General features: G+C 72.2%; 24 protein-coding genes. 11 read left to right on the top strand and 13 right to left on the bottom strand.

Annotated elements, in window-relative coordinates; all coding sequences use genetic code 11:
* Nucleotides 1–117: 117 nt before the first annotated feature.
* From IPN03_07925 to IPN03_07915, 3 genes are read left to right on the top strand one after another with little or no spacing between them, the layout of a single operon-like run.
* Complete coding sequence (locus IPN03_07925; GenBank protein MBK9373652.1) at nucleotides 118–1,833, top strand: PAS domain-containing protein; 1,716 nt, start codon at nucleotides 118–120, stop codon at nucleotides 1,831–1,833.
* Nucleotides 1,834–1,853: 20 nt separating this feature from the next.
* Nucleotides 1,854–3,287, top strand: coding sequence for a sigma-54-dependent Fis family transcriptional regulator (locus tag IPN03_07920; protein ID MBK9373651.1), 1,434 nt, complete (start codon nucleotides 1,854–1,856; stop codon nucleotides 3,285–3,287).
* Nucleotides 3,253–3,762 (top strand): DUF192 domain-containing protein, encoded by a 510-nt coding sequence (locus IPN03_07915; protein ID MBK9373650.1) that lies wholly within the window; start codon nucleotides 3,253–3,255, stop codon nucleotides 3,760–3,762. The genes IPN03_07920 and IPN03_07915 overlap by 35 nt, the downstream gene beginning before the upstream one ends.
* On the opposite strand, the gene IPN03_07910 is transcribed toward IPN03_07915, so the two are convergent.
* The 3 genes from IPN03_07910 to IPN03_07900 are packed head-to-tail and all read right to left on the bottom strand — an operon-like array spanning nucleotide 3,743 to nucleotide 6,828.
* Nucleotides 3,743–5,599 (bottom strand): hypothetical protein, encoded by a 1,857-nt coding sequence (locus IPN03_07910; protein MBK9373649.1) that lies wholly within the window; start codon nucleotides 5,597–5,599, stop codon nucleotides 3,743–3,745. The genes IPN03_07915 and IPN03_07910 overlap by 20 nt on opposite strands.
* Entirely contained in the window at nucleotides 5,580–6,005 is a 426-nt protein-coding gene (locus tag IPN03_07905; GenBank protein ID MBK9373648.1) for a hypothetical protein, read from the bottom strand. Before IPN03_07905 ends, IPN03_07910 begins: the two co-directional genes overlap by 20 nt.
* A 19-nt stretch (nucleotides 6,006–6,024) precedes the next feature.
* On the bottom strand, nucleotides 6,025–6,828 hold the full coding sequence (locus IPN03_07900; protein MBK9373647.1) for a DUF4388 domain-containing protein: 804 nt from the start codon (nucleotides 6,826–6,828) through the stop codon (nucleotides 6,025–6,027).
* Between the two features lie 88 nt (nucleotides 6,829–6,916).
* Here IPN03_07900 and IPN03_07895 point away from each other — a divergent pair, with 88 nt between their 5' ends.
* Genes IPN03_07895 through IPN03_07885 form a run of 3 tightly spaced genes read left to right on the top strand, consistent with a single transcriptional unit; the run spans nucleotide 6,917 to nucleotide 9,996 of the window.
* Nucleotides 6,917–8,179: a beta-ketoacyl-[acyl-carrier-protein] synthase family protein gene (locus IPN03_07895; GenBank protein MBK9373646.1), complete on the top strand. Its 1,263-nt coding sequence runs from the start codon at nucleotides 6,917–6,919 to the stop codon at nucleotides 8,177–8,179.
* 6 nt (nucleotides 8,180–8,185) lie between these two features.
* A complete protein-coding gene (locus IPN03_07890; protein MBK9373645.1) occupies nucleotides 8,186–8,869 on the top strand; it encodes a methyltransferase domain-containing protein in 684 nt (227 codons plus the stop codon).
* Nucleotides 8,866–9,996, top strand: a complete 1,131-nt coding sequence (locus tag IPN03_07885; protein ID MBK9373644.1) for an FAD-dependent monooxygenase — start codon at nucleotides 8,866–8,868, stop codon at nucleotides 9,994–9,996. The genes IPN03_07890 and IPN03_07885 overlap by 4 nt, the downstream gene beginning before the upstream one ends.
* Nucleotides 9,997–10,005: 9 nt before the next feature.
* On the opposite strand, the gene IPN03_07880 is transcribed toward IPN03_07885, so the two are convergent.
* A complete protein-coding gene (locus IPN03_07880) occupies nucleotides 10,006–10,683 on the bottom strand; it encodes a DinB family protein (GenBank protein ID MBK9373643.1) in 678 nt (225 codons plus the stop codon).
* A gap of 72 nt (nucleotides 10,684–10,755) precedes the next feature.
* Here IPN03_07880 and nadC point away from each other — a divergent pair, with 72 nt between their 5' ends.
* On the top strand, nucleotides 10,756–11,652 hold the full coding sequence (gene nadC / locus IPN03_07875; GenBank protein ID MBK9373642.1) for a carboxylating nicotinate-nucleotide diphosphorylase: 897 nt from the start codon (nucleotides 10,756–10,758) through the stop codon (nucleotides 11,650–11,652).
* Nucleotides 11,649–13,250, top strand: coding sequence for an L-aspartate oxidase (gene nadB, locus IPN03_07870; protein MBK9373641.1), 1,602 nt, complete (start codon nucleotides 11,649–11,651; stop codon nucleotides 13,248–13,250). The genes nadC and nadB overlap by 4 nt, the downstream gene beginning before the upstream one ends.
* A gap of 863 nt (nucleotides 13,251–14,113) precedes the next feature.
* Here the strand turns inward: nadB and IPN03_07865 are convergent.
* From IPN03_07865 to IPN03_07845, 5 genes are read right to left on the bottom strand one after another with little or no spacing between them, the layout of a single operon-like run.
* Complete coding sequence (locus tag IPN03_07865) at nucleotides 14,114–14,560, bottom strand: OsmC family protein (protein MBK9373640.1); 447 nt, start codon at nucleotides 14,558–14,560, stop codon at nucleotides 14,114–14,116.
* A gap of 22 nt (nucleotides 14,561–14,582) precedes the next feature.
* Nucleotides 14,583–15,935, bottom strand: a complete 1,353-nt coding sequence (locus IPN03_07860) for a hypothetical protein (GenBank protein ID MBK9373639.1) — start codon at nucleotides 15,933–15,935, stop codon at nucleotides 14,583–14,585.
* 10 nt (nucleotides 15,936–15,945) lie between these two features.
* Nucleotides 15,946–17,697 (bottom strand): glycosyltransferase family 39 protein, encoded by a 1,752-nt coding sequence (locus tag IPN03_07855; protein ID MBK9373638.1) that lies wholly within the window; start codon nucleotides 17,695–17,697, stop codon nucleotides 15,946–15,948.
* Nucleotides 17,698–17,738: 41 nt separating this feature from the next.
* Nucleotides 17,739–18,905 carry a hypothetical protein gene (locus tag IPN03_07850; GenBank protein ID MBK9373637.1) on the bottom strand — a complete coding sequence of 389 codons (1,167 nt, stop codon included), beginning with the start codon at nucleotides 18,903–18,905 and terminating at the stop codon, nucleotides 17,739–17,741.
* Nucleotides 18,902–19,348, bottom strand: a complete 447-nt coding sequence (locus IPN03_07845) for an ATP-binding protein (protein ID MBK9373636.1) — start codon at nucleotides 19,346–19,348, stop codon at nucleotides 18,902–18,904. Before IPN03_07845 ends, IPN03_07850 begins: the two co-directional genes overlap by 4 nt.
* A gap of 52 nt (nucleotides 19,349–19,400) precedes the next feature.
* On the opposite strand from IPN03_07845, the gene truA reads away from it, so the two are divergent.
* Nucleotides 19,401–20,237, top strand: coding sequence for a tRNA pseudouridine(38-40) synthase TruA (gene truA, locus IPN03_07840; protein MBK9373635.1), 837 nt, complete (start codon nucleotides 19,401–19,403; stop codon nucleotides 20,235–20,237).
* A gap of 75 nt (nucleotides 20,238–20,312) precedes the next feature.
* Nucleotides 20,313–21,620 (top strand): thioredoxin family protein, encoded by a 1,308-nt coding sequence (locus IPN03_07835; protein MBK9373634.1) that lies wholly within the window; start codon nucleotides 20,313–20,315, stop codon nucleotides 21,618–21,620.
* A gap of 24 nt (nucleotides 21,621–21,644) precedes the next feature.
* Here the strand turns inward: IPN03_07835 and IPN03_07830 are convergent, their stop codons facing one another.
* From IPN03_07830 to IPN03_07820, 3 genes are all read right to left on the bottom strand, one after another.
* A complete protein-coding gene (locus tag IPN03_07830) occupies nucleotides 21,645–22,196 on the bottom strand; it encodes a DUF4149 domain-containing protein (protein MBK9373633.1) in 552 nt (183 codons plus the stop codon).
* Nucleotides 22,193–23,056 (bottom strand): ABC transporter substrate-binding protein, encoded by an 864-nt coding sequence (locus IPN03_07825; protein MBK9373632.1) that lies wholly within the window; start codon nucleotides 23,054–23,056, stop codon nucleotides 22,193–22,195. The genes IPN03_07830 and IPN03_07825 overlap by 4 nt, the downstream gene beginning before the upstream one ends.
* 293 nt (nucleotides 23,057–23,349) lie before the next feature.
* Complete coding sequence (locus IPN03_07820; GenBank protein ID MBK9373631.1) at nucleotides 23,350–23,508, bottom strand: hypothetical protein; 159 nt, start codon at nucleotides 23,506–23,508, stop codon at nucleotides 23,350–23,352.
* Between the two features lie 153 nt (nucleotides 23,509–23,661).
* On the opposite strand from IPN03_07820, the gene IPN03_07815 reads away from it, so the two are divergent.
* Entirely contained in the window at nucleotides 23,662–24,171 is a 510-nt protein-coding gene (locus IPN03_07815; protein ID MBK9373630.1) for a PadR family transcriptional regulator, read from the top strand.
* A 6-nt stretch (nucleotides 24,172–24,177) separates the two neighbouring features.
* Here the strand turns inward: IPN03_07815 and IPN03_07810 are convergent, their stop codons facing one another.
* Complete coding sequence (locus IPN03_07810) at nucleotides 24,178–26,472, bottom strand: UvrD-helicase domain-containing protein (GenBank protein MBK9373629.1); 2,295 nt, start codon at nucleotides 26,470–26,472, stop codon at nucleotides 24,178–24,180.
* Nucleotides 26,473–26,519 lie beyond the last annotated feature (47 nt).

Below are 26,519 nucleotides of genomic sequence, written 5' to 3'. Positions count from 1 at the left end.
GGCGCCTCCCCTCCAATGGGGAAATTGGGACCGGCAATGACATGAACGCGACGGGCGCCCTCCGGGGCGCCCGTCGCACGTCAGGGGCAGGGCTCTGGCCGTTACAATCGCCGTCTGGTGAGCGAAGTCGTGCGCGCCCTCCCGCGTCCGGCCCCGGAGGCTCTCCGGGGCCTCCTCGCGACGCGGGTCGTCGTCGTCTCGACCCTCCTCGTCTCCGCGCTCCTCATCCAGCTCACCTTCAGCATCTGGCTGCCGCTGAGCCCGATCTACTACCTCGCGGCCGCCGCCTATTCCACCTCGATCCTCGCCCTCTCTACGCTCCGGCGGCTCGACGCCGGAGTGAACGCGGTGATCCAGCTCCTCGGCGACCTCGTCGTCGTGACCGGCCTCGTCTGGATCTCCGGCGGCCCCGACTCCGGGTTCACCTTCCTCTACCTCGCCGTCGTCGTCTCCGGAACGCTCCTCTTCGGAAAGGGGGGAGGCCTCGTGACGGCCGGCCTCGCGTCGGTCTTCTACGCGGTGCTCCTCCAGCTGATGCAATCCGGGGCCTTCCCTCCGCCGAGCACCGACGGGCTTCCGCCCCGGATCTGGACGAGGGGACAGCTCGCGGGCAACGTCGTGACGAACGTCGGCGCCTTCGCCGCGACCGCGCTTCTCGTGGCGGCCGCCTCGGAGAAGCTGCGCGACGCCCGGCTCCTCGCCGAGCGCCGGAGGGAGGAGGTCTCGCGCCTGCAGGCCCTCCACACCTCGGTCCTCTCCTCGATGTCCTCCGGCGTCGTCACCGCGGACCCGGAAGGGAGGATCACGTTTGCCAACCCGCCCGCCTGCGAGCTCCTCATGCGGCGGCCGGAGGAGCTGATCGGGCGGCCCCTCATCGAGACCGGGCTCGTCTCGGAGGAGGCCCTTCGGACGGAGGAGAGCCCCGGGGGCGACGTCCTGCGCTTCGAGGGGAACCAGACGCCCCTCGGCCCCGGTTTCTACTTCGGCGTCACCGTGACGCCGCTGCGCGACGGAGACGGGCAGGTCACGGGCCGGATCCTGATCTTCCAGAACCTGACCGAGCTGAAGAAGCTGGAGGGCGAGGTCCGGCTCAAGGAGAAGCTCGCCGCGGTTGGCGAGCTGGCGGCAGCAATCGCCCACGAGATCCGCAACCCGCTCGCCTCGATCTCCGGCTCCGTCCAGGTTCTCTCCGCCACCGCCCCTCCGGGCTCCTCCGAGCGGCGCCTGATGGAGATCGTCGTCCAGGAGTCGCACCGGCTCTCGTCGATCCTCGAGGACTTCCTCAAGTACGTCCGCCCCCGCGAGCAGGCGGTCGAGACGGTCGACGCGGCTGCCGCACTGCGGGACGTCGTCACGCTCCTGACGCACAGCGACGAGGTGACGCCCGGGCACCGCGTCACGCTCGACCTCGAGCCCGAGTCCGTCCTCCTCACGGCCGACCCCGGGCAGCTGAGGCAGGTCTTCTGGAACCTCCTGCGCAACGCCGTGGCCGCGATGCCGGGCGGCGGCGCCCTCGACCTCGTGGCCCGGGTTTCGGACGGCTCCTGGAGCGTCACGGTCGCCGACGAAGGGCGGGGAATGCCGCGGGAGGAGCAGGACCGCCTCTTCACACCGTTCGCCCACACCGTCCCCGGTGGCACGGGACTGGGGCTCGCGATCGTGTACCGTATCGTCGAGGAGCACGGAGGGAAGATCCGCGTGAAGAGCGCACCCGGGAAAGGCACGGCCATCACGCTGTCCCTCCCGCTCGCGGGGCCGTCCCGCAGCGGCGTCGCCGAATCCTCGACGGCCGGGCCCGGGCCGCTTCCGCCCGGGGAGGAGCCTCGTTCGTGACGACCGAGCCCCGAAGTCCCGTGGGCCCGTTGATTCTCCTCGTAGATGACGAGCCCGGCATCACGGGAATGCTGTCGATCGTCTTCGAGAAGGAGGGGTACGCCGTAAGGACGGCCGGGACCTGCGCCGAGGGGCTGAAGCTGGTCGAGGAGACCGCCCCCGACCTCGTGCTGACCGACCTGAGGATGCCCGACGGAACGGGCTTCGACATCCTCCGACGGACCCGTGAGACGAACCCGGAGACGCCCGTCGTCATGATCACCGCCTACACCTCGACGAAGACGGCCATCGAGGCGCTCAAGGCGGGCGCCTACGACTACATCTCGAAGCCCTTCGACGTGGAGGAGCTCAAGCACGTCGTCGGGAAGGCCCTCGAGAGGAAGCGGCTCGCCGACGAGAACGTCACGCTGCGGAGCCGGGTCGAGGAGCGCCCCGCGCTCGGGACCCTCATCGGGGTCTCGCGCCGGATGCGCACCGTCTTCGACATGATCGAGCGGATCGGGCGGACGACCTCCACCGTCCTGATCACGGGCGAGTCGGGCACGGGCAAGGAGCTCATCGCGCGGGCCATCCACCGGATCTCGCCCCGCGCCGGGCGAGCCTTCGTCTCCATCAACTGCGGGGCGCTGCCGGAGAACCTCCTCGAGTCGGAGCTCTTCGGGCACGAGAAGGGGGCCTTCACCGGCGCGGTCAAGGAGAAGAAGGGGCTGTTCCAGGAGGCCGAGGGGGGGACCCTCTTCCTCGACGAGATCGGCGAGACCTCCGTGACGATGCAGGTGAAGCTGCTCCGGGCGCTCCAGGAGCGGGTCGTGAGGCGCGTCGGCGGGAACGTCGAGGAGCCGGTCGACGTACGGATCATCTGCGCGACGAACAAGGACCTCGTCCGGAAGGTGGCCGAGAACACCTTCCGGGAGGACTTCTACTACCGGATCGCGGTCATTCCCCTCCCGATCCCTCCTCTCAGGGAGCGGCGGGAGGACATCCCCCTGCTGGTCCGGCACTTCCTCAGGACGGTCTCGAGGGAGCAGAAGATCCCGGAGAAGAAGATCTCGGCCGAGGCGATGCGCGTCCTGGAGGCGCACCCGTGGCCGGGAAACGTCCGCGAGCTCGAGAACCTGATCGAGCGGACGGTGGCCCTCGAGCCGGGGACCATCATCACGACCGCCTCCCTTCCCGAGAGCTTCCTGCGGCCCGCGGGGGTCCCGGTCGAGTCGTTCCAGAGCCCGTTCGATCTCCCGATCGAGAGCTTCCGGCTCGAGGCGTACCTCGAGTGGATCGGGAAGCGGCTGATGCAGCAGGCGCTCGAGAGGGCGAACGGCGTGAGGAAGGACGCAGCGAAGCTCGTCGGGATGTCGGAGCGATCGTTCCGCTACTACGCCAAGAAGTACGGTCTCGGACACGACGAGGAGGAGGAGCCCTTTGACGAACCCGGTCCGGCGCTCGACGAGGCGTGAGAGGTCGGGGGGCGCCGTCCTGGCGGCGCTCCTGCTGGCGGCCTGCTCCGGAGGGCGGGGCGCGACCCCGTCGGCCTCGCAGACGCCGCCCGCCGCCGGCCCGCGCGTCGTTCTGCCGTCGGGCGCCGTGTTCGCCCTCGAGGTCGCCCGGACCCCGGAGCAGGTCGCACAGGGGCTGATGTTCCGCGAGTCGCTCGCCCCCGGGACCGGAATGGTCTTCCTTTTCGACGCTCCGCGGCCCCAGGCCTTCTGGATGAAGAACTGCCATTTCGCGCTCGACATGGTCTTCACCCTGAAGGACGGACAGGTCGTCGACGTCCTCGAGAACGTGCCGCCGTGCGCGGCCGATCCTTGCCCGAGCTACCCTTCCCGCGCTCCTGCCGACACGGTCGTCGAGCTGACCGCGGGGGACGCGAAGCGCCACGGGGTCGTCCCCGGGGCGCGACTCTCCTTCCTCAGCGTGCCGGAGCGCTGAGCGCCCCGTCCCCGGCGGTGCCGCCGGAGGGCGCCGGGACGAAGCGGAAGAGACCGCGTCCGATCGTGGCGAGATAGAGCCCCTCCGCGCGGCGCGGGTCGCCCGCCCAGCCCGACACGAAGAGACTCCGCTCCGGGAGCGCGATGAGCACGTCGGGACCGCCGTCCGCCGTCCTGTAGAGGAGCCGGCCCTTGTCGGCCTCGATCTCGACACCAATCGGTTCGGGAGGGCGATAGGCGGAGGCCCGCGGCCGGCCGAATCCTCCGGTCAGCGGGCGGGAGGACCCCCGCAGGGCTTCGAGGCCGAAATCCCGTCCATTCCACCAGAGGATCCTTCCAGCGGAACGGACGGCGAGCGCTTCGACGCGGCTCCCGGGAGCGCGGCTCCACAGGACCGCGTCGACCCTCCCCTTCAGGGCGCCGACGCGGGCCCACGACCCGCCTCCGTCGCGCGACTCGAACGCGCCGGCTTCGGTCGCCGCGAAGAGGCGGCCGGAACCGGCAGCCAGGCCGTGGACGGCAACGTCGAGAACTCGCGAGAAGGGATGGCCCGGCGCGCGCGCGAGCCAGAGACCGTCGGGGGTTCCGGCGAGGAGCCGGTCGCCGCTCGCAAGGAGCGCGCGGACCGTTGCGCCGGGCGCGGCAGCGAGGCGCTCCGTCTGACCCGTCGCCGGATCGAGCGCCCAGAGACCTCCGCTCCCCCCGTCCGCGGCGCGGGCGACGACCACAACGCCGGAAGCGGTGACCGCCACGGCCGGGACGCGCGCCTCGGAGAGACCCGTGTTCGACTCGAACAGGGTCACGCCGCCGTCCTCGCTTCTCATGACCCCTTCCGCCTCCGTCGCCACGAGGAGAACGGCCGGATTCGAGGGGTCGAAGAGGAGCGCGTTGACGACCGTCGTCGCGCGGGAGATGCGGCGGAAGCTTCGCCCCTCGTCCGGACTCTCGAAGAGTCCCCCGGTGGTGCCCGCGAGAACCCGCGAGGGGTTGCGCGGGTCGCGCACCACGACGTGCGTCCGGCGATCGGAAAGGCCGTCCTTGTAACGCTTCCAGGTTCCGGCGCCGTCGGTGGTCCGGTAGACCCAGCCGCAGGTCGCCGCCCAGACGTCGTCCGGGTCGGTGGGAGAGAAGTCGAGGTGGAAGACCTGGGTGTCCTCGATCATCCCACCGGCGATCCGCTTCCACGACCGGCCGAGGTCCGTCGACCGGAAGGGATGACGGTAGGAGCCCGTGTAGAGAACGCCCTGCTTGAGCGGATGGAAGGCGAGGAAGGCGAGGCCGCTTCCCGGGTCGAGAGGTGGCTGGGAAATACGCCACGTGAACCCGCCGTCCTCCGAGACCTCGAGCCCGGTGTCGCCTGCGACGGCGACGACTTTCCGGCCCTTCAGGAGCGCGACGGCGACGGCCCTCGCCTCCGCGCGGCTTTCCCATCGCCTCACGACGGCCCACGAGCGCGCCCCGTCGTCGGACCGGACGAGGAGGCCGCCCCGGACGACACCGGTCAGCCCGGCCCAGAGCGTCCCCACACGCTGGGGGTCGGGGACGAGCGCGGTGACGGAGTAGCCCGGGAAGGGCGCCCCTCCCGGCGGCGAGCTCCATGTCCGGCCGCCGTCGGCCGACCGGTAGACGCCCCCGAGGGCGGTTCCCGCGTAGAAGACGCCCGGGGCGCGCGGCTCGGCCACGAGCGACTTCACCTCGGCGCCCGGAAGCGGGTAGCGGAGCCACACCCCTCCCGGAGAAGGGACCTGGGTCTCCCCGGCGGCGAGCAGCGGGCAGGCGGCGGCGACCAGCGCGGCGGCGAGGAGCGCCGCGATCGCGTCAGCCCCCCGACTTCGCATCGCCCCCCGAACCGGCCGGGGCGCCGCCCGTCCCGGTCTTCGATTCGCCTGAAGACTTGCTCTCGCCGGAAGGCTTGCCTTCGCTCGAGGACTTCCCGTCGCCTGACGACTTCCCGTCGCCTGAGGACTTCCCCTCGCCGGGGGACTTTCCGTCGCCGGAGGATTTCGCCTCCGCCGCGGCGCCCGCCGCGTCCTTGTCCTTCGAGCCGGTATTCGCCGCGCTGCCGGACCGCCCGTAGTCGGTCAGGTAGAAACCCGACCCCTTGAACTGTACCGCCGGTGCCGACAGGAGCTTCTTCAGCGGGCCACCGCAGGTCTCGCAGATCGTCGGGAGGGGGTCCGAGAAAAGGAGGATCGTCTCCGTTTCGTGTCCGCACGACTCGCACCGGAATTCGTAGAGAGGCATTGAGGGCTCGACCTTCCTTCTATGACGGCGGGGCGTAGCCGCCACCGCTCGTGCTCCACTGGATCTTCTTCACGGATGTCCGGCTCGTCACGTCGCGCCGGCTGATCAGCTTGAGGACGAAAAACGCGTACAGCAGCTTCGCGTTGTGGCTCGCGTCGGACGGACCGAGGCCGACGAGCTCGCGCAGCGTCTTCGTGCCGTCGACGTGCTGGAGAAGCCGGATCTCGGCCGCCTCCAGCGCCACGTCGCCAATCTCCGCGGGGGCGTAGCACGGGTCGAACACCGTCCAGGACGGACCGAGGAGGGCGATGAGGCGCCGCGCATCGCGGACCGCCTTCACGCCGGCGACGATGGCCGCCCGCGTCGGGATGTCGAGCTGGACGATCTCGTCGGTGCGGAAACGCCCGACCGTGAAGCTCACGGACCCCTCCTCCCAGTCGAACACCGAGTAGAGGATGTCGCGGACCTGTCGCATGACGGAGGCGGTGAGCGCCTCCTGCGTCAGGAGGCCCATGTCGACGAGGACCGCCCCGTGCCGGCGGGTCTCCTCGGCGGCGCGCGCTTCGACGAGCCGCTTCACCGATTCGTCGAACTGTTCGCGCGTGAGCGCGCCGGACCGGAGCAGCACGTTGCCGAGGGACTCCTCCCGGTCGCTCGAGGTGGCGAAGATGACGTCGCCGTTCCAGAGGTAGATCTTTTTCTCCAGCTCGCCCCGGCGCACGAGCAGCACGCCGGGCACACGGTAGTGATGCACCGTCTGGAGGACCTCGGGAAGCGGGGTTTTCGAGAGGTCGCCGCGGAACTCGAAGCGGCTGTCCGACACCGCGTCCATTGTACGGAAATCCGGACGGGACCCGGCTGCTACGATCCCAGCCCATGATTCTCCCTCGGAAACCTGCGATTCCGGCCGCATGAGACGGCGCGTCGCGATCACCGGCCTCGGCTGCGTGACGCCCCTCGGCACCGGCTCGGAGGCCTACCTCGAGGGCCTTCGGGAAGGACGTTCCGGCGTCGGCCGCATCTCCCTCTTCGACCCTGGAATGCTCCCGGTGAAGATCGCCGGCGAGGCGAGGGGTTTCGACCCCGCCGACCACATCCCGGCCAAGGACGCCCGCCACGTCGCTCGCGTCGTCCCGATGGCGATCGCCGCGGCCGGCGAGGCGCTCGCATCCGCCGGGATCGACGCGGAACGGCTTTCGCTCGAGGAGCGACGCCGGGTCTCCGTCCTCCTCGGCTCGGGAGGTGGGCCGGTCGAGTTCTTCGAGAAGATGTACGGTCACTACTATCGGGGCGAGCTGAAGAAGGCCTCGGTCTACGCGATCCCGACCGGCACCATCGGCACCCTCTCCTCGGAGATCTCCATGCGCTTCGGCCTCAAGGGCCCGTCGCACGTCGTCTCCACGGGCTGCACTTCCTCGGCCGACGCGATCGGCTACGCCGTGAAGTCGATCCGGTACGGCGAACGGGACCTCGTCCTCGCGGGGGGCGCGGACGCCGTGATCACCTCCGGCATCATGACCGGCTTCGGCCTGATGCAGATCCTCGCATCGTCGCGGCAGGACGCCCCCGAGACGGCGAGCCGCCCCTTCGACGCCGGCCGGGACGGCTTCGTCCTCGGCGAGGGAGCCTGGTTCTTCGTCCTCGAGGAAATGGAGCGGGCCCGCGCGCGCGGGATCCGCATCCTCGGTGAGGTCCTGGGCTACGCCGCGACCTGCGACGCCTACCACCGCGTGAGGCTCGACGAGTCGGGAGAGGAGCCGGCCCGCGCGATGACCGAGGCGCTCGAGGATGCCGGGATCACCCCCGCCGACGTCGGCTACGTCCAGTACCACGGCACCGGAACCGAGCTGAACGACCGGATCGAGACCCGCGCCACGCGGATCGCCCTCGGCGCGCACGCGGACGGGACCCCCGGCAGCAGCGTGAAGAGCCAGATCGGACACCCGCAGGGGGCCTCCGGCGCCGCCGGGCTCGCGGCCACCCTCCTCTCCCTGAACGCGGGGTTCCTCCCGCCGACGGCGAACCTCGAGACGCCCGACCCCGAGTGCGGCCTCGACTACGTTCCGGGGCGCGCGCGCCCCGCCGACGTGGACGTGGCCCTCGTGAACGGGATCGCCTTCGGCTCGAAGAACACCGCCCTCGTCGTGAGGACGGCGCGCGCCCGCGGAGCCTGACGCGCCATGAGCCTCCTCGTCCCGCCGCGCACCCCCTCCGACGAGATCCTCGACGGAAGCGTGGCAACGGACACCGCCGAGGAGAGCCTCGCCGACATCGAGTGGATCCACCGCGCCCTCGGAGGCCGGGCGATCGTGCGCCGCCACCTCGTCCCGCTCCTCCTGTCCGTGCCGTCGCCGCGCCCGGTCCTTCTCGACCTCGGCGCCGGAAGCGGGCACGTGGGGCGTGCGCTCTCGGGGGAGCTGTCCCGCCGGGGACGGGACCTCGTGACGCTCGACCTCGACCGGCAGCTCCTTCACACGCGCCTCTCCCCCAGGGGAAGGAGCCTGACGGCGGACGCCCTGCGGCTCCCCCTGGCCGACCGCTCGGTCGACGTCGTCTCGTCGACGCTCTTCCTCCATCATCTCGACGCTGCGGCCGTCGCCGCGCTGCTCTCGGAGTCGGCCCGCGTCGCGCGCGTCGCCGTCGTCGCGCTCGACCTGACGCGCCACCGCATCCCGCTCGCGATCAACGCGGTCCTTTCCCGGCTGGCCTACCGGAGCCCGATCACGGGGCTGGACGGGCGCGCGTCGGTCCTGCAGGCCTGGACCATCCCCGAGCTGCGCGCCATCGCCGCCCGGGCCCTTCCGGGCACGCTCGTGAAGCCCGCCGGCCCGTTCGTCCAGGGCTTGCTCTGGAGGCGGACGTGAGCGTCGAGCGGCTCGACACGATCGTCGTCGGCGCGAGCCTCGCCGGGAGCGCCTCGGCCCTCGTCCTGGCGCGCTCCGGTGCCCGCGTTGCCGTCGTCGACAAGGCGACGTTCCCCCGGCCGAAGACCTGCGGCGAGCTCCTCTCGCCCGACGGCGTTTCCACGCTCGCGCGGCTCGGCCTCGACGGGGCCGTCCGCGCCGCCGGCGCCGCGACGATCCGGCGCTTCGCCCTCGTCCGCCCCGACGGGCTCCGTGTCCGCGGCCGCCTCCCCGGCCCGGCACTCTCCCTCAGCCGCGAGCGGCTCGACGCGCTCGTCCTCGACGGCGCGCGGCAGGCCGGCGCCACCCTTCACACCGGCGAGGCCGCGACGTCGGTCGAAGGGAGCCTCGCCGCAGGCTTCACGGTGAAGACCCCGGTGAGAACACTCGAGGCCCGGACCGTCCTCGGCGCCTGGGGACGCTACTCGCCTCTCGACGGCCGCCTCGGTCGCCCGTTCTTCGGGGCCCCCGCGACGCTCTTCGGATTCAAGAAGTTCCTCGCCGGCGAGGGCGGAGCGCGCTTCGACGACCACGTCGTCCTCCACGTCTTCCGCGGCGGCTATCTCGGCCTCTCGCTCGTCGAGGAGGGGCGCGTGAGCCTCGGCGCCCTCGCGACGCCCGCCGTCGCGCAGGAAGCGCACCACGACCTCGACCGGCTCCTCGCGCGCCTCGGTGCCGAGAGCCCGGCCCTGGCGGCCGACCTCGCCGGCCTCGCCCCCGAGCCGGGCCCCGCGCTCGTGAGCGAGCCGGTCCACCTCGGCTCACGCGAAGCCACGTGGGGCGACGTCCTGCTGGCCGGCGACGCGGCGGGCGTCGTCGACCCGTACACCGGCTCGGGGATGGCGCTCGCCCTCCGGACGGGCGAGGCGGCCGGCGCGCTCCTTTCGGAGCACGCCGCCGGGCGGCTCGCGACCGCCGCACTCGCCCCGGAGTGGGCCCGGCGGTGGCGGGCCCTCACGGGCCGCGTCTACTTCTTCTCCCGCCTCTTCCGGCCGGTCTTCCTCGGCGGTTTCGCCACGCGCCTCGTCGTCCCGGCGACGGCACCGCTGGCGGGCCTCGCGGCCCGCCTCACGCGCGGCCCGGCCTGACCCGTCCGGCTACCTCTTCTTCGGGTTCTTCGGGTTCTTCTTCGCCGGGGCCTTCGCGGCCTTCCCGGAGCCCTTCGCCGCCTTCGGCGCCGGTCTCGCGGCGGCCTTGCGTGCCGGGACCTTCGCGGCCGTCTTCGAACCCTTCTTCTTCGCGCCCGCCTTCTTCGGCGGGAAGAGCCCGGTCCGGATCGTCTCGACCTGGGTGAGGTGCACGCGGTCGTGCCCGGCGTAGAGCATGACGATCGTGTCGATCGTCTCTTCGCCCCGCTCGGAGTGGACTCCGACGCGGCCGAACGCCTCGTCGGGAAGGCGCGTGAGAAGCCCGACATTCACCATGCGCGCCATCTCGAAGTCGTCGAGGAGGTCTTCCGTCGTCGCGTTCTCGACGCCGAGCATCTCGACGAAGAGGTCCTGGTCGTAGCCGGCGATCGCGGGCTTGTCGTGCGCCGCGATGAAGCGGTAGCGGGAACCGAGGATGACCTCGCCGTCGGCCAGGTGCGCGACGATCTCCTTGATCGACCACTTCCCCGGCGCCGGCCGGCGGGAGAGCTGCTTCTCGGTGAGGCCCTTCAGGAGCTTCCGGAGCTTCTGCGGCGCCTCGAACATCGCCAGATACGGGTCGTCGTCGCCCATCGCTTCGCGGTATCTGTCGGGGATCACGGGTCCGGCCATCTTCGATTCCTCCATCGTCGGGGCATCCTATCGGAGGGGCGTCCGACGCGCAGCCGCCCGCCCGTCTAGAATGCTCTTCTCGTGAAGATCGATCGACGCCTCGTCGAAGCTCTGGACGACCTCCTGGCGCGCGCGTTCGCGGAAGACGGAGAGGACATCACCACCCTGGCCGTCTTCGGGCCCAAGGCCCGCGTGGCGGGCGACATGGTCTGCCGCGAGGCGGCCGTCGTCGCCGGCGCCGCGTTCCTCCCGCGCGTCTTCGCCTTTCCCCACCCCCCTGCTTCCGTGGAAGTCCTCGTCGAGGACGGTGTCCGGGTCGGACCGGGAACCGTCCTCGCCAGGGTCGAAGGGCCGGCGGTGACGGTCCTGGCGGCCGAACGGACCGCGCTGAACCTCGTCCAGCGGCTGACCGGCATCGCGACGGCGACGCGGGCCTACGTCGACGCTCTCGAGGGGACGACCGCGCACCTCCTCGACACGCGCAAGACGACGCCCGGCCTGCGCGCCTTCGAGAAGTACGCGGTGCGGTGCGGCGGCGGCACGAACCACCGGATGGGACTCTCCGACGCCTTCCTCGTGAAGGACAACCACGCCGACGGCTGCGGCAGCCTGTGGGACGCGACGCGGCGCGCGACCGACTTCCGGGCGATGAACCGCTCCCTGAAGCGCTGCCTCCTCGAGGCCGAGGCGCGGACGCGCGACGAGGTCCACCAGGCGCTCGAGGCGGGAGCCGAACGCATCCTCCTCGACAACATGACGGTCGTGGAGATGAAGAAGGCCGTCGCCGACGTCGCGCTCTGGAACGAGGCGACCGGCGCTTCCGTGACGACCGAGGCCTCGGGCGGCATGACCGTGGAGAAGGCGCGGAAGTCGGCCCTCGCCGGCGTCGACTTCGTCTCGGTGGGCGCCCTGACGCATTCCGTACGGGCCGTCGACATCGCGCTCGACGTGAAGATCGCCGCGGCCCGGCGGAGCCGGAAGTGAGCCCCGCCGCCGGGCGGATCCGCATCCCGGCGCTCGTCATCGGGACCGGTATCGCCGGCCTGACCACCGCTCTCGCTCTCGCCAAGAGGGGAATCCGCGTCCTCCTCGTGACGAAGGCCGACGACCCCGGCGACTGCAACACGGCCTACGCGCAGGGCGGCATCATCTACTTCGGCAAGCGCGACTCCCCCGGCTCCCTCGTGAAGGACGTCCTCGCCGCCGGCGCCGGCCTCTGCAACGCGGAGGCGGTCCGCTTCCTCGCGCAGGAAGGCCCCCGGGTCGTCGAGGAGATCCTGATCGGGGACGCCGGCGTCCCCTTCACGCGGACGCGCGAGGGGGACCTCGACTTCACGCGCGAGGGGGCGCACTCCGTCGCGCGGATCGTCCACTCGGCCGACGCGACCGGAAGGGCGATCGAGGCCGCCCTCCTCGCCCGCGTGAGGGCCGAGCGGAACGTGAAGATCTGGACCGGGGCGACGGCGATCGACCTGATCACCGCGCGCCACCACTCGACCGACGTCCAGCAGCGCTACGCCCTCCAGGACCCGTGCCTCGGCGCCTACGTCATCGACGCGGCGGGCTCCGTCCACACCGTCCTCGCCGACTTCACGGTCCTGGCCACGGGGGGCGTCGGCCGCCTCTTCCTCCACACGACGAACACGCGGCACGCCATCGGCGACGGCCTCGCGATGGCCGCCCGCGCGGGCGCGGCCGTCCTGAACCTCGAGTACGTCCAGTTCCACCCGACGACGCTCTACCACCCCGACGCCGAACGGTTCCTCATCTCCGAGGCGCTCCGGGGCGAGGGGGCCGTCCTCGTGAACCGCTCGGGCAAGGCCTTCATGCACCGCTACGACCGGGAGCGGAAGGACCTCGCCCCGCGCGACGTCGTCACGCGCGCCATCGTCGAGGAGATGACCACGCGCGGCGAGCCGTGCGTCTACCTCGACCTCGCCCACCACTACGAGGGGAAGGGGAAGGAGTCGATCCGCGACCGCTTCCCGACGATCGCGGCGACCTGCGCGAAGTTCGGGATCGACATCGCCTCCGAGCCGATCCCCGTCGTCCCGGCCGCGCACTACTACTGCGGCGGCGTCCTCGCCGACCTCGAGGGGAGGACGACGATCCGCAACCTCTACGCCGTGGGCGAGGTGAGCTGCACGGGACTGCACGGCGCCAACCGTCTCGCATCCACGTCCCTTCTCGAGGGGCTCGTCTGGGGGGCCCACGCCGCCCGGTCGATCGCCGACCGCATCGAGAAGGGGCCCACGTTCGCGCCGTCGATGTTCAAGGCGATCCCCGACTGGCGGGCCCCGGGCGATGCGCAGAACGAGGACCCCGCCCTCATCCAGCAGGACTGGACGACGATCCGCAACACGATGTGGAACTACGTCGGCATCGTGAGGACCGGGGAGCGCCTCGGCCGCGCCGTGGCCGACATCCGCGACCTCGAGAAGCGCCTCTCGCGCTTCTACCACGAGACGAAGATCTCGCGGGAGATCGTCGACCTGATCCACGGCGTCCACGCCAGCTCGCTGATCGCGCAGGCGGCGCTGAAGAACCCGGTCTCGAGAGGCTGCCACTACCGAAGGAACTGACCAGGGGACCGAGAGAACCGAGAGAACCGAGAAAACCGAGAGAACCGAGAGAACCGAAGTACCGGAGCACCAGCCGGAGCACCGGAGCACCGGGGCACGGGAGCACGGGAGCACGGGAGCTCCAGCTTCACCGTCACGTCTCCTCGGCAGGGGGCCGCGTGCGGTGCGGTACGTCTCACGGCCGCCTGCTGCGCGCGCCCGACCCGCTTCCGAATCCGCTGCGGCCGTGCGGGGGGCCCGCGCGAACTCCTCGCTTCGCTCGTCAAACACGCGCGCGGGCCTGATCCCCGCCCGGTCCTCGCGAATTCGAGCGGGTCCCCGTGCGTGCTCGGGGGCGGCTCGCGAGACGCACCGCCCCACCCGCGGCCAGCGAGCTTCAGCATTCGAACGGGGTCCATTCGAACTCGGGTCCGGTCCTGGGGTCTGGTCTACTCTCTACACTCTACGGGCCTATAGAAGAAACCGGTGCGCTTGGGGTCTGGTCTACTCTCTACACTCTACGGGGCCTGCGGTTCAAGCGCGGACTCGCTCGAGGTGCTGAACTGTCGAGGGTGTGAGCGGGCGGGAGGGGTGTCCTGCGAGCGCCGTCCGAGCACGCGCGGGGCCCCGCACGGCTCCGCGAGCAGGCCGCCGGATCAGGCGCGCGCGCTGTTTGAGCGAAGCGAGTTCGCGCGCGCCCCGGCGGCCCGCGCAGCGGGGCCGATGCGGGTCGCGCGCGCGGAGGAGGCGCCGCGGGACACCCCTCTCGCCCGCGACTCGTGCGGCACGATGAACCGGACTGGTACCGGTCTCTCCGGTGCCTTCGTCCTTCCCCGCCACTCGGGACAGGAATCGCCAGGAGGACGTCGCCGCGCTCCCGCCTCTCAGACCCCGACCGGCGTGACGTGCACCTCGCGCCCGTCGCCTTTCACCGCCTTCGAGACGATGCAGTACTTCTCGGCGAGCGCCAGCGTCTTCAGCACGTCGGCCTCACGCTCCGCCAGGAGCGCGGCGGGGACGTATGCGGAGAGGTCTACCCGCGTGACGCGGTAGCCGCCGGCAGGATCGACGTCGAGCTCGAGGGTGCCGTCGACACGCGGGCTCTCGACCGGCAGGCGGAGCTTCGTCAGGAAGATCGCCCAGGTCTGGACGAAGCAGGCGAGGAGAGCGCCGAGGAGGAGCTCTTCCGGGTTCGTCCGGTCGACGCGCCCTCCGAGCGAGGGCGCGCCGCCGAAGCTCGTGGAGAGGAGGCCCGTCCCGCTCGCGAGAACGCCGGAGCGTTCGGTCGCGTCCCACGTGACGGATGCCGTGAAATGGTGCTCACCGGACATATGTCCCTCCCGTTTGCCGCAGCTACTTTTCCGTATCGGGGAGGCCGTCAGGATTCCAGCCCTTCGGCGCCGTCCAGGCCCGTGCAGAGAAGAAGGTCGCGAGCCCCAGGGCAACGAGGCCCCGGCAACCGGTGCGGGAATCGAACGCATCGATGACGCGGGCGACCTCGGGCGGAGCCGAGGCCGGGGCGACCATCCGGGACCGGGCGAGAAGTCCCACGGGCGCTTCACGCCGCGCGGCCGCCCACGGAGCGCTCGTGTTCGCCTCCTCCTCGGGAGCCAGCGGCGCGACGCCCGTCAGCGCGAGAGAGCCACGGAGGACGGAGAGGAGGAGGGGAAGGTCGCGGAAGACCGGGATCGCCGTCTCGAACCGGAACGTGCGGACCGTTTCGCGGGTCCCTGCCGCCGCGCCGTTGCCGGCGAAAGCGAAGGGCCGCCTCGCGTGCCCCGCGTTGGCGACGAGCGACCAGACGAGGGCGACGGGCCAGAGCGGCAGCGAGAGAAGAAATAGGACGAGGCCGGCGAGCCGGCTCCCGAGCCCGGCGGCCCGCGGCGCCCTCGGGGCGGGGAGAAGGTCGGTGAGAAGCGAGGCCGCGCCCGTCGCCGGGTCGACGACGAGGTTCTGCGAGACGGCGACGCCGGAGAGGGCGACTCCCTCGGGAATGACGGTTCGCGGCAGGACCGACACGCCGTCGAGCACGGCCTTCCCGAGGACGACCGCCTCCTCGGCGACCGTCGTCCCCCCCGAGAGCTTCGCGGAGGCCGCGACGGTCGCGCGGGGGGAGAGGATCGGCTTGCCCTCGGCACGGTCGAGCCCGCTCCATCGCGCGAGACTCTCGACGGGCGCCAGGTCGAGGTCGACCTCGAGAGGGGCGTGCCCCCGGTCGAGAGACCAGTCGGCATCCGCGGGATCACGCGGCAGCTCGGCCTTCTTCAGCGCCTCTGGTCGAACCCGCCACAACCCGAGGAGCCGCTCCCCCGAGACCCCGGCGACGACCGGCTCGGTCCGGCGGCCGGCCCGCCCGAGGAACTCGCCGAAGGCGGCCTCGACGCCCGCGTCGCCTCGCAGGACGAAGGTGTCGCCGTCGAGCCTGTGCTCGAGGCGGCGGAGGACGGACCCCGTCGTCTCCTCCTCCTCGCGGCGCACGAATTCGAGGGCGATCCCCCAGCGGATTCCCTTTCCGAAGCGCTTCTCGACCTCGACGGCGCGCGGCCCGACGACGACGAGCGCCGACCGGACGCCGGCCGCCACGAGGGACTCCAGGGCTCTTTCGAGAATCGGGGCGCCGCCGAGCGGCAGGAGGGCGGGAACGGTCTTGTCCGCGAGAGGGCCTAGGGCGTGCCCGTCGCGGTCCGCGAGGAGAACGGTCGTCATGGGCCGACGATTATGAGGGAGGGCCCGCGACGAACACGCGGAGGCCCGTCGACCTCCCCGCGCGCGCGTCGACCTCGGACGTCACCTCGCGCGTGTGAACGATGAGCCAGGCGCGGATGAGAGGCGCCGGCGCGGCGGCCACGTCGGTCGACGTCTCGCGGTACGCCCAGACGACCGTCGTCCCGAGGCGGGCCTCCTCGGCGATGCGTTCGACGGTGGGGCGGTCGGCCCAGGTGATGCCGGTGCGGAAGAGGCGGAAGGCGAGCGCGTCGGTCTCGGGCGCGCGGAAGGTCACGGCGCGCGGCGGAAGCGGAAGGAGCGAGGGCGCGACCTGGTCGGCCATCGCCCTCGCACCCGTCCTGTGGGCGAGGAAGTCGTGCCGGATCGTCCGGGCCGCCTCCAGCCCCTCCGAGACGAGGAGGACCGAGAGGAAGACGAGCCCGACGCGTCGCCCGAAGCGGCGGGCCGCGTCCCCCGACGCGAGCCACGCGGCCCCGGCAGTGCAGAGGACGATCGCCACCAGGGCCCCCGCGGCCGTGAGGGGGGCCGACACCCCGCCGTCGAAGAGCGGCTCGTGCGACGTGGCGACGAGGAGGGCCGCCAGGACGAGGACGATCGTTCCCGATGCGATCGTCGCCCCCACCTCGAAGCGCGCCCGGATCGAGGAGCGCGGGGGCGTGAGGAGAGCCGCTCCGCCGAGCCCGGCGAGGGCCGAGAGGGCGGGAAGGACCGGCGTCGACGAGAGCTCGAGCGAGCCCGCCACCGCGACGAGGACGACGAGCTCGACGCCGTAAGCGCACCAGAGCGCCATGTGGGAGAGGCGCCGGTCCCCGGCGGTCGCGCCGGAGACGATCTCTTCCTCGCCGAGCGGGCGGGTCAGGTAGGCGATCCCGACACCGACGAGAGGAAGGAGGACGAAGAGTGTCCGCACGATCATCCGCACGTCGGCGCTCACGAGCGCCACGTCGGTCAGCTGGCGCAGCGCTTCCGGCGCGCTGCCGAACGCGCGCGCCAGGTGCGGCGCCAGCGCCTCGGGACGCAGGAGCGCGACGAGGAGGAGCTGCAGGCCCGCGGTCAGGACGAATGACCCCGCGAGCAGGGCGAGCGTCCTCTTCGTCCGCCCGAGGGCGAAGAGACGCGGCCGGAAGAGGAGGGCGACCAGGAGCGGGAGGATGAAGAGGCCGACGGCGTACCCCTTCGTGAGGAACCCGAGACCGAAGAGGATGCCCGCCAGGGGCGCCTCGCCGGGACTGTCCTCCTCGAACGCCCGCAGACCGAAGATGATCCCGCTGAGGCCCAGGAGCGCCAGCGTCGGCTCGACCGTCGCGGCCCGGCTCGCCAGGACAAGAGGAGGCGCGAGGGCGGCGAATGCGCCCGCGATGTGTCCCGCCGGCTGGCCGTAGCCGCGCCTCACGATCCGCTCGAGGACGAACGCGGCGACGAGACCCGCGAAGACGGACGGGAGACGGATCGCCCACTCGTACGGGCCGAACGTCTTCACCATCACCGCGAGGAGCGCCGGGAAAAACACCGGCATCCCGCTCGCGTCGCCGAGCGGCGTCGCGGAGAGCGCGAGGAGCTGGGGGAGCCCCCCCTCCACGATGTTGCGCGCGCCCACCGCCCAGGCCCCCTCGTCGGGTCCGAAGAGATCGGGCGAGCCGAGCTGTACGAGCCGGAGCAGGAGGCCCGCGAAGAGGGCCAGGACGAACAGGAGGCGCCCGGACGCCCCCGGGTCGTCCGCCATCTCGGTCACGGACGTCACGACGGGGGAGTATATGGCCGGCCTCCCCACACTCCGCCCGCTCAGGCTCCGGCGGCCAGCGTCGCCAGGCGCGCCACGAGCGCGTCGCGCGGCGCGTCGTCCGGAAGGTCGAGCAGCACCGGCGCGATCGTCATGTCTCCCGGGTCCCAGTCGAGAAGGGTCGCCAGTGCCGGCGCGAGCCGCTCGGACAGAGGCCAGTCGCGCACCGCGCGCCGGCCGGGAAGCTCGTCGCCGGTGCGGGCCCCGAAGAGTCCCGGCCCCGAGGCGCCACCGTGGCGGGTGGCGAGGGCGCGGAGGTAATCGGTCCACGACGGCAGGCTGCGGGCGAGCCGCTGCTCCTCGAGGAGGCGGAGCACCTCGAGAAATCGATCCGACGCCCGGCCCGCCTGCGTGCGGACCTCGGCGAGGGTCTCCGGCAGGTCGACGCCGCCCGCGGCGGTCACGGCCGCCCGGTGCCTCTCGACGACGTCGCGAAACCGGGTCCGGGTCATCCCGACGTGAATGCCCTCCGGAAGGGTCCCTCCGTCGGCGGGAGCCGCGAGGAGCCGAAGCTCCGCGGCGCGCGCCCGGTCGGTGGGACGGAAACGTCCCGCCGACACGAGGAGAGCCGTGCCGAGCGCCAGGTCGACGTCGCGGATCGCCGCCTGCCCGGCGAGGACGGCGGCGCGCCCGGCGCCGCGGCGGGAGAGCGACCGCTCGGCCGAGAGAAGGGCCGCTCCCCGCCGGACCACGAGGCGGAGCGCCTCGCCCGGCGCGGGCTGCGCGTCGGACAGCGCGGAGAGGGGCTCGAGGAGGTCGGGGGGGCCCGAGACGACGCGCCCCGCCGCGGCGCACTCGATCGACTCGAGCGTCGGCGGCAGGTGCGCGAGCGCCGACAGCGCTGCCGCCGCGACGCGGACGCCGGCGTGGCGCGGCCGGGCCGTGGCGGCGAGGTCCCGGGCGAGGTGCGGCACGAGGGCCGAGGCTCGCCCCGGCGTCGTCCTGAGGACGACGAAGAGCTCGAACGGAGCGCCGGTGACGAATGCGCCCGCGGCGTCGACCGTCGTCGGCGCCTCGCCGCGACCGAGCGCTCCGCCCAGGGCCGCGCCGGCGAGCGCGTCTCCGGCAGAGTCCGCGAGGCGCGACAGGAGAGCCGCGATCGTCTCGCGGCAACGCCGCTCGACCGCGGGGACGGCGGCGGCCGTGAAGGAGCGCTCCGCGTCGGTCACAGGACCTCGAGCTCCTCCGCCTTCACGTGCAGCGTGAGCCGGTTCTTTCCGCCGTCGGAGACGTAGCGCAGCTCGTCGCAGGCCGCGCGGATGATCGGCAGGCCCATGCCGCCCTCGGGCCAGGTCGACGGGTCGTTCGGGTCGGGCTCGCGGGGCGGCGGGACGAGCGTCGGGTCGAAGGCGACCCCCGAGTCGAGGACGGAGAGGGCGATCGTCTTGCCCTCGCGGGCCAGCTCCACCTCGACGCGGCCGCCGCGGCCGCGGTAGGCGTGGCGCACGACGTTCGTCGCCGCCTCCACGACGGCGAGCTCGAGGAGGGATCGCCGGTCGGGGGCGAGGCCCCACTCGGCGAGAACGCCGTGGCACGCGGCCGCGAGGAGGCGGACCGAAGGGAAGTCCGCCTCGACGGAGAGGTGGATCGTCCGGCGTCCTCTCGTGTTCATGAGGCTCCCGACGATGATAGGGCCGGGGCGATCCGCCTGCGACAATGGAAGCGTGATCCCGAATCGCGCCCCCTCGAGCACCTCCGCCCCCTCCGGTGCCGTCCTGCGTGCCACGATCGAATACGACGGCGGGCGCTACCGCGGCTGGCAGGCCCAGATCAACGCCCGTACCGTCCAGGGAACGCTCCTGACCGCGGCCCACGAGCTCTGGGGCGCGGGCGTGAGGGTCCACGGCGCCGGCCGGACCGACGCGGGCGTCCACGCCTTCGGACAGGTCGCCTCCATCCACCTGCCGCCGCGCGCCCGTGTTTCCGACACCGCGGACGCCATGAGGCGCTGGAACGACCTTCTCCCGCCCGACGTAAACGTCGTCGCCCTCGCCGTCGCCGCGCCGACGTTCCACGCCCGGCACGACGCCGTGAAGCGCGTCTACCGCTACCGCATCTCCCGCCGGCGCACCGGCTTCGGGAAGCCCTACGTCTACTGGGTCCGCGATGCACTCGACGTCGGCGCGATGGAGAGCGCCGCCCGGCTCTTCGCGGGACGACACGACTTCAAGAGCTTCTGCGAGAACCCCGAGGGGCACGACTCCACGATCGTCGTCGTCGAGCGCGCGGAGGTGACGGCGCCGGCGGAGGCCGACGGTCTCATCCTCGTGCGGATCTCCGCTTCGCATTTCCTCTGGAAGATGGTGCGGCGCGTCGTCGGCATCCTCATCGAGGTCGGCGCCGGCCGGATGACCCAGGCGCACGTCGCCCGGCTCTTCGTGGAGCGGACCGGCGACCCCGCGCGGCTGACCGTCCCGCCCTCCGGCCTCTTCCTCGAGTCGGTCCGCTACCCCGGCGAGCCCGAGCCGGTCCCTCCACACCCTCTCAGGCCCGCGTTCTGAGCTGCGCGGCCGGAGGGGCGGCCCGCGGCCGCCTCGTTTGACCCCCGGGAACGGACCGTGCTTACATCCCGCCTCATGCGCCGTTACGCCCTCCTCGGGGCCCTCGCCCTCGCCGCCGCCACCCCGCTCGCCGGGAGGGCCGGTGCGCAGGGCATCTCCTTCTCGGAGGGAACCCCGTTCGCCGAGGTGCTGCGCCGCGCGCGCGCCGAGAAGAAGCCCGTCATGCTCGACGCCTACGCGGTCTGGTGCGGGCCGTGCAAGCAGCTCGACCGGACGACCTTCGCCGACGCGACCGTCGGCGCGTGGGCCCGCAAGAACGTCGTCGCCGCGAAGGTCGACGCCGAGAAGGGGGAAGGCCGGATCCTCTCGCAGCGCTACGCCGTCCGCGCGTTCCCGACGATCCTCTTCCTCGACGCGTCGGGGAACGAGCTGGACCGGATTTCCGGCGTCTTCCCACCCGAGGACTTCCTCAAGGCGAGCGAGGCCATCCTCGCCGGGAAGACTCCGATCGCCCAGGCGATCGCCCGCCTCGGCGCCACGTGGGACGACGCACTGGCCGGCAGTGTCGCGGCGCAGCTCGCTCAGCGCAACGATCTCGCGCGGCTCGCGCCGATCGCGCGTCGCGCGGTGGAGGAAGACCCCGCCCTCCTCGAGGCCGGGGCCCGAGAGGCGTTCCTCTACCTCGTCAGCCTCGAGGACGGCACGGGGAAGCTCTCGGCCGAGACGCTCGACCTCGTCGAATCGGTCGCACCCCGCCTCTCCGCGGACCCGCGGGTCGTCATCCTCCGCCTCGCCGCCTCGCGCGAGCAGGCGCGGCGGGGCGACGCGGCCGCGGCCCGCGCCTGGGCGCTCGCCGGGCTGAAGGGCCTCCCCGAGGCTTCGCCCTTCGCGGCCGACCTCTACGACGCCCTCGCGGCCGCGGAGAAGGCCGCGAAGAAGCCCGAGGCCGCCGTCGCGGCGGCACGAAAGTCCGTCGTCCTCGGAGAGAAGTCGGGAGGGGGCTCCTGGGCCCGGGCCTCGCGGCAGGTCGCCCTCGCCGAAGCGCTCGCGTTCGCCGGCCAGACCGACGAGGCGAAGAAGACGCTCGGCGATGCGCTCGGTCCGGCTTCCGGCGACGCGGGCCTTCTCTCGCGCGCGTCCGCCCTGCTCCTCGGCGTGAAGGACGTCCCCGGCGCTCTCGCGTACGCCCGCCGCGCCGTCGAGGTCTCTCAGGGCGGCGACGCGAAGGCGCACGCGGCGCTCGGCGAGGCACTCGCCGCCTCGGGCGACAGGCCGGGGGCGGCCTCGGCGTTCGCGCGGGCCGCCGAGCTCGAGCCCGAGAACCGCGCGTTTCGCCGGCGACTCGACGCGCTGCGCCCGAAGAAGGGCGCCAAGGCCGCCTGAGACGGGCGGCCCCGGCGCGAACGGTCAGGCGGCCGTCGGGCCTTCTGCCGCGGCGTTCGCCGTCACGGCGATCGTCCTCCGCGGCTTTCGCGAGAGAAGGACGAAGAGCGCCGTCGACGCGAGGAGCCTCACGAGGAGGACCGCCGCGGAGAACGCGTGGAGGCGTCCCCACTCCTTCCTCGCCGGGTCCGCCCCGGGGAGCAGCTCGACGAGCGTCGGCAGCCGGTCGCGCAGGGCCATCATCTGCGGGGTGATCACCTCGTGCGAGGCGAACGCCGCCGCCGCGACGACCACCAGGAGCCGGAGCGCGAGCCCCTTCTGGACCTTCGGGAGCGGCTCGACCCGGTCGAGGAGGAGGACGAGGAGGAAGGCGAGAGCCGCCGCCGCGTAGGAAGAGAGGTCGAGGACGTCGAGGAGGGCGCGGTTGACGGCTCCTCCCGCGTGGCGCGAGGGCGATTCCCTTAGGACGGTACCCGCCGTGCCCGCGAAGAAGAGAAGCGCCCCCGTGAACGCCCCGAGGAGGAGCAGCAGCGCGGTCCTGAGCGCCGCGCTCCGCGTGACCCTCTCCAGGCTCATTCCGTCCCGACCCACTCGGGTGTGACCCGTGCGGGGATGGCCCCGCACGCGAACGCGCGGTCGAGGAGGAGGCAGACGGCCTCGCGCCCCTTCTCGCCGTAGTCGCGCGTCCACTCGTTGACGTACATCCCGACGAAACGGTCGGCCTTCTCGCGCGGCAGGCCCCGCGCGAAGCGCATCGCGTCGGTCAGCGCCTCTTCCCGGTGCGCGAGGGAGTACTCGATGGAGCGGCCCAGCGCGCGGGAGACCTTCCCGATCATCACGGTGCCGAGGTCGCGGCGCACCGCGTTGCCGCCGAGCGGCAGAGGGAGCCCCGTCTCCTCCTTCCAGAGGGCGCCGAGATCTCCGAGCAGGCGGAAGCCCTCCTCCTTCCACGTCAGCTGCCCTTCGTGGATGACGACACCCGCGTCGACCTCGCGCGCGACGACCGCCTCGCCGACGCGGTCGAACGGGACCACGACGGGTATCGCCCCCGGCACGCGCATGCGCAGCGCGAGCGCCGCCGTCGTGAGGGCGCCGGGAATGGCGACGCGGCGGCCGTCGAGCGCGGCGAGCGTCGACGGCGCGTCGCCGGCCTCGCGGGCCACGACGCACGGACCGTAGCCGTCGCCGAACGAGGCGCCGTGCGGGAGGAGGACGTACGCGTCGGCGAGATAGGCGTACGCGTGAAACGAGATCGCCGTGATCGCGAGCTCGCGGGAGAGGGCGCGCGCGTTCAGCGTTTCGATGTCGGCGAGCTCGTGACGGAAGACGAGGCCTTCCGTGTCGACGGCCTCGGCGCGCAGGCCGTAGAACATGAACGCGTCGTCGGAGTCGGGAGAGTGGGCCAGGACGAGAGGAGAGACGGAGGCGTTCGTCATCGCGCGCGATGCTACCCGCAAGGCGCGACGCGGCGCGAGGGAAGACCGCCGCGGTGCTCCGCGCGAGACGTTTCCGCCGCGCGCACCCGTCGGCGAAGAAAAATCTCGCGCGTCAAGAAAAAAGTTCTTGCATCCGTTTCGCGTTCCTCTACAATTTCCCTCGGCAAAGAAAAAAACCGATGAAGCGATGGCAGTCACTTCATCGGCCAACGGAAAACCTGGACCCTGGAAACGAGTGACTGACAGGCAGTCGGCAGGTTCGTAGGTCGCGGGCCCCGTCCTTCGAGGGAAGATCAACGTAGCACGCGGTTTTCGAGTCTGTCAATCGAATCTGCCAAGAGGAGGTGACAGACCATGGCAACGAAGAAGGCTGCGAAGAAGGCCGCGAAGAAGGCCGCCAAGAAGCCGGCCGCCAAGAAGGCCAAGAAGTAGGCCTTTCGGTCTATCTCCATCTAATTCAAGGATTTCCGGGATACGGGGGCCACACGGGCCCCCTTTCTTTTTTCCAGGCGGCCGCCGGACGAGCTCCGGCGGCCGTTTTCGTTTTCCACAGGCATTCAACCGGGATTTGCACCTCGGTATAGAAAGACTTTTATACTTCCGCCGTGTCGCTTCCCCACGTCCTCCTGGGGCTCCTCTCGCGCGGTCCGGCGAGCGGATGGGACCTCAAGAACCGGATGGAGAGAGACCTCTCGCTCGGATGGGACGCCGAGCTCACGCAGATCTACCCCGCGCTGCGCCGTCTCCTGCGCGGCGGCTTCGTCACGATGAAGCGCCGCCGTTCGGAGAAGGGGCCGCCGCGCCGCGAGTACCGCGTCACGCCCGCGGGACGCCGCGAGTTTCGCGAGTGGCTCGCCGAGCCGCTCGTCCTTCCCCGCCCGCGCGACGCGTCGCTCGCGCGCCTCGCGTTCCTCGAGCGCCAGCCCCGCGAGCTCCGGACCGCGCGTCTCGTCGAGTACCGCGTCCTCGTCGCCGCGGCGTTGAAGAGGGCGTCGGCGGGCTCGACGGCGGCGCGGCGCCGTTGGCGCGCGCTCCTCGAAGCCGAGCGGGCCTGGGCCGACGCCGAGCGGGCGCTGCTCGAAGCGTCGCCGGAGGAGCCCCAGGCGCCCCGCTGAGGGGAATCAGGCCTGGGTGAGCTGCGAGAAGCGCGCGACGAACTTCTTGCGCCCCGCGCGATCGAAGTAGACCGTCAGCTTCTCCTGGTCGCCAGACCCTTCCACGAGGAGGACGACGCCGACGCCGTACTCCGGGTGCCGCACGCGCCCCCCGCGCCGGAAGCCGGAGGCCGTCGGCGGCGGCGGGGTCCTGCGCATCGTCGGGATCGCGGGCCGCTGCGGCCGTGCCGCCGGGCGCGCGGCGGGGCGCGACGGGGCGACCATTTCCTGCGACTCCCCTTCGTAGTCCGGAAAGAGGCCGCCGCCCCGCTCGGGCGCGCCGAACCGGATCTCTCTTCCGCCGCCCCCCCCGAAGGTCCGGTCCACGACGGCGAGGGCGCGCGCCGGGATCGCGTCGAGGAACGGCGACGGCTCACGGCTCATCCACTCGCCGTGGACCATCCGGCGCAGGACGCGCGAGAGCGTCAGCTTCTCCCGCGCCCGCGTCATACCGACGTAGGCGAGGCGGCGTTCCTCCTCCAGCTCGTCGTCGTCGTCGCGCGAGGAGGCGTGCGGGAGGGAGCCGTTCTCCATCCCCGCGAGGAAGACCTCGTCGAACTCGAGCCCCTTGGCCGCGTGGAGGGTCATCAGGACGATCCCCTTCCTCACGTCGACGTCGTCCGCGTCGGACCGGAGCGTCACGGCGTCCAGGAAACCGGCGAGCGAGCGGTCGCCCTCGTCCTCGTCGCCGGCGCGCTCGTGGTCGCGCGCCGCGGCGAGGAGCTGGTCGAGGTTCTCCCTGCGGGCCTGGTCCTGCGGGTCGTCCGAATCCTCGTAGAGCGCCAGGAGGCCCGTCCCCGTCAGGACCGCGGCCACCGCGGTGCCGGCGCCGATCTCCTCTTTCGCGAAGGTCTCGCGCAGGGAGCCGACGAGGCCCTGGAACTCGACGAGCGCCTTCTTCGCCCGCTCCGTCAGGCCTTCGGGGAGCGAGGAGAGGACGGCGAAGAGGGAGCTCCCCCGCGTGGCGGCCGCGGCCGCGAGCCCCTCGAGGGTCGTCGTGCCGACGCCGCGCGCCGGCACGTTCACGACCCGCCGGAAGGAGACGTCGTCGTCGGGATTCGACAGGAGCCGCAGGTAGGCGAGCGCGTCCTTCACCTCCGCGCGCTCGTAGAAACGGGTCCCGCCCACGAGGAGGTAGGGGAGGCGCGCCCTCACGAGCTCGTCCTCGAAGGGGCGCGACTGCGCGTTCGTCCGGAAGAGGACGGCGACCTCGGCCCCGGGCCTACTCGACTTCAGGCGCGAGATCCGCTCCACGACCTCGCGCGCCTCGTCCCGCTCTTCCGGAAGCACGAGGAGGGTGACCGGCTCGCCTCCCGGCTTCGTCGCTCTCAGCGTCTTGCCGAGGCGGCGCCGGTTCTCGGCGACGACGGCCCCGGCGGCCTCGAGGATCGGCGCGGTGGACCGGTAGTTCCGCTCGAGGCGGATCGTCTTCGCCCCCGGGAAGTCGCGCTCGAACTCGAGGATGTTCGAGACGTCGGCCCCGCGCCAGCGGTAGATCGACTGGTCCTCGTCGCCGACGGCGAAGACGTTCCGGGTCTCTCCCGCCAGGAGACTCACGATCTGGGCCTGCGCCCCGTTCGTGTCCTGGTACTCGTCCACGAGGAGCTGCGTGACGCTCCGGCGGAGAAGGCCGAGGACCTCCGCGTTTCCGGAGAGGAGCTTCGCCGACTTGCCGAGGAGGTCGTCGAAGTCGACGGCATTCGCCTTCCTCAGCTCCTTCTCGTAGGCCGTGTGGAGCTCGGCGAGGCGCGTCCCGACGAAGTCGCCGAAACGCCTCGGGTATTCGTCCCTGGTCCAGCCCGCGTTGCGGGCCCGGGAGATCTTCGACGCGACCGCCTTCGGCGTCAGCGTCTTGTCGGTGATGCCGGCCGCCTTCAGCGCCTGCCGGAAGACGGCGACCTGGTCGTCGGCGTCGAAGACGACGAACCCGCTCGTCAGCCCCGCCTCCGGCGCGAAACGCCGGAGGAGGCGGACCCCGAAGGAGTGGAACGTGCCGACGAAGGAGCGCGGCCGGCGGGACCCGAGCAGGTGCGCGACGCGCTCCTTCATCTCCCCCGCGGCCTTGTTCGTGAAGGTCAGCGCGACGAGCGCCTCCTCGGCGGTGCCGTGGGCCACGAGCCAGGCCATCCGGCGGGTGAGGACGCGCGTCTTGCCCGAGCCGGCGCCGGCGAGGACGAGGAGGGGGCCCGGTCCGGCCGAGACGGCAGCGGCCTGCTCCGGGTTGAGGCCTTCGAGGAGATCGTGATCGCGAGCGTTCAACAAGGGAGGCGGAGGCTCTCCGGGGGGCGCCTCGCCCCCCGGCCCCCGCT

The organism is Holophagales bacterium (genome assembly GCA_016719485.1).
Taxonomy (GTDB): Bacteria; Acidobacteriota; Thermoanaerobaculia; order UBA5066; family UBA5066; genus UBA5066.
The sequence above is the reverse complement of the archived record's forward strand: the minus strand, read 5'-3'. Positions and strand labels throughout refer to the sequence as shown.

Coding starts and splice junctions, on each gene's coding strand:
- IPN03_07825 (MBK9373632.1), bottom strand. CDS start 23,056: ATGACGAACGCCTCCGTCTCTCCTCTCGTCCTGGCCCACTCTCCCGAC.
- IPN03_07905 (MBK9373648.1), bottom strand. CDS start 6,005: ATGCCTCTCTACGAATTCCGGTGCGAGTCGTGCGGACACGAAACGGAG.
- IPN03_07895 (MBK9373646.1), top strand. CDS start 6,917: ATGAGACGGCGCGTCGCGATCACCGGCCTCGGCTGCGTGACGCCCCTC.
- IPN03_07820 (MBK9373631.1), bottom strand. CDS start 23,508: ATGGAGATAGACCGAAAGGCCTACTTCTTGGCCTTCTTGGCGGCCGGC.
- IPN03_07880 (MBK9373643.1), bottom strand. CDS start 10,683: ATGGAGGAATCGAAGATGGCCGGACCCGTGATCCCCGACAGATACCGC.
- IPN03_07830 (MBK9373633.1), bottom strand. CDS start 22,196: ATGAGCCTGGAGAGGGTCACGCGGAGCGCGGCGCTCAGGACCGCGCTG.
- IPN03_07835 (MBK9373634.1), top strand. CDS start 20,313: ATGCGCCGTTACGCCCTCCTCGGGGCCCTCGCCCTCGCCGCCGCCACC.
- IPN03_07845 (MBK9373636.1), bottom strand. CDS start 19,348: ATGAACACGAGAGGACGCCGGACGATCCACCTCTCCGTCGAGGCGGAC.
- IPN03_07865 (MBK9373640.1), bottom strand. CDS start 14,560: ATGTCCGGTGAGCACCATTTCACGGCATCCGTCACGTGGGACGCGACC.
- IPN03_07860 (MBK9373639.1), bottom strand. CDS start 15,935: ATGACGACCGTTCTCCTCGCGGACCGCGACGGGCACGCCCTAGGCCCT.
- IPN03_07910 (MBK9373649.1), bottom strand. CDS start 5,599: ATGCGAAGTCGGGGGGCTGACGCGATCGCGGCGCTCCTCGCCGCCGCG.
- IPN03_07890 (MBK9373645.1), top strand. CDS start 8,186: ATGAGCCTCCTCGTCCCGCCGCGCACCCCCTCCGACGAGATCCTCGAC.